Source organism: Mesorhizobium sp. P3_A9, from assembly GCF_056402975.1.
Window position 1 is genome coordinate 1 of record NZ_JBFUGJ010000640.1, and the last position, 1,675, is coordinate 1,675.

General features: G+C 59.5%; 2 protein-coding genes and 2 pseudogenes. 1 reads left to right on the top strand and 3 read right to left on the bottom strand.

Features of this window, described 5'->3' with window-relative positions:
• Positions 1-316: pseudogene (locus tag AC1DX0_RS35555) on the top strand (chain-length determining protein); the annotation flags it as partial.
• Between the two features lie 44 nt (positions 317-360).
• Here AC1DX0_RS35555 and AC1DX0_RS35560 read toward each other — a convergent pair.
• The 3 genes and pseudogenes from AC1DX0_RS35560 to AC1DX0_RS35570 form a co-directional block, all read right to left on the bottom strand.
• Entirely contained in the window at positions 361-825 is a 465-nt protein-coding gene (locus AC1DX0_RS35560) for an OsmC family protein (protein ID WP_477218425.1), read from the bottom strand.
• Positions 822-1,487, bottom strand: coding sequence for a GntR family transcriptional regulator (locus tag AC1DX0_RS35565; protein ID WP_477218424.1), 666 nt, complete (start codon positions 1,485-1,487; stop codon positions 822-824). The genes AC1DX0_RS35560 and AC1DX0_RS35565 overlap by 4 nt, the downstream gene beginning before the upstream one ends.
• Before the next feature lie 22 nt (positions 1,488-1,509).
• Positions 1,510-1,675 (bottom strand): annotated as a pseudogene (locus AC1DX0_RS35570) (LysR family transcriptional regulator); the annotation flags it as partial.

Genomic DNA, 1,675 nt, shown 5'->3' on the forward strand with positions numbered 1-1,675 from the left:
CGCCAAGGAGACGTTCGAATACATCGTCGTCGATCTGCCGCCGCTTGGGCCGGTGGTCGACGCGAAGGCCTTCGCGCCATTGGTCGACGGCTTCGTGCTGGTCACCGAATGGGGCCGCACGCCGCGCGCCATGGTGCGGTCGATGCTGGAATCCGAACCCTATGTCGCCAACAAGATCGTCGGCGCGGTGCTCAACAAGGTCGACCTGAAGAAGCTCGCCAAATACGGATCGYTCGGCGSGTCGGAGAAATTCTTCGACAAATATTCGAGCTACTATCTCGACAAGTCGGAAGTGCGCACCAAGGCACCGGTTTAGAGCAATTCCAGGAAAGCCGTTTCACGCTTGTCGTGGAACGGCTCTTAAATGGATACCTCAGCGGCGGCTACCTGGATTTCCGTCTTGACGGAATTGGCGATGAAGCACTGTTCATGCGCCAGGTGGTGCAGTTCCGCTTGCGTTGCGGCGGTTGGCTGCTCGCCGGCGTAGACGATGGTCGGATTGAGTTCGACGCGGCTGACGATCAATTTTCCGTCGACCTTCTCCATCATGCCGGTCGCCTTGTCGGTATAGCTCTCGACGACGATCCGCTTGGGCGCCGCCAGCGAGAGAAAAGTCAACATGTGGCAGCTGGAGATCGCCGCTATGTAGGCCTCCTCCGGATCGACATTGGCTTCCACGGAATAAGGAAGGGGAACGATATGCGGCGAAGCCGACGCCGGCACGACTTGGCCGCCGTCAAAGCGCCAAATGTGCGCACGGCTGTACCGCTTGTCGGTGAAGACCGCTCCTTCGCGCTCCCAATGTATCTCGACGGTCATTTTCATGATGGATCCTTTGTCGGCATGGAAAGAAGTCTTGCAGTCGTTTGAGTGAGGTGGCGGCGAAGATGCTGCGTCGCAGCGTCGAAATCGCGCTTTGCACAAGCGGCAACGATCGCCGCGTGTTCCTCGAAAAAATCAATGCGCTCCTGGGCGCCACGCTCCTGGTGAAGGGTCGACCGCCGGGATTCTCGTCGGAGGTCTCCGATGGACTTGAGCAATCGAGTGTTCGTGCAGCCGCTGTACAGCGTGAGGTGAAACTGTTGGTCGAGGTCAAGAATCCGCGACGGATCATACTCCGCGAACAACTCGTCGTTGAGCCTTTCAGCCTTGCGCAAGGCGGAAGGCTGAAGCTCCGGCAAAGACTGCTCCAAGGCCGCGACCTCCAGAATAGCCCGAAGTTCGCACAGTTCAGCCGCCTCCCGTTCCGAGAGGATCGCTACCGCCAGGCTTCGATCGCGACGCCGCACGACCAGGCCACTTCCAAGTAACTGGTCGAGGGCCTGCCGGACCGGCTGGCGGCTGACCCCGAAACGCTCGGCGATCAATTCCTGCTTGAGAACGGAACCTGGTGCCAATTCCCCAGATTCGATCGCGTCCTGCAACTCGCTGAAAATCGACTTTGGATCCATGGATCCAAAGTAATGGGCTTCCTCGGAATTGGTCAAGCCCTAATCGGCTTGGTGCGCATCAGTCGCGCAATACAGACAGCCCCGCGAGAAGCGGAGCGTACGCGGCGAGCCTGCGGGATACGAACTCGGTGAAAAGCCGCACGCGCTTCGTCTTGCGTGTCTCGCCGTGTGTGAGAAGCCAAACCGTTCCGTACATGTGCAGGTCGGTGCCCGGCACCCTCACC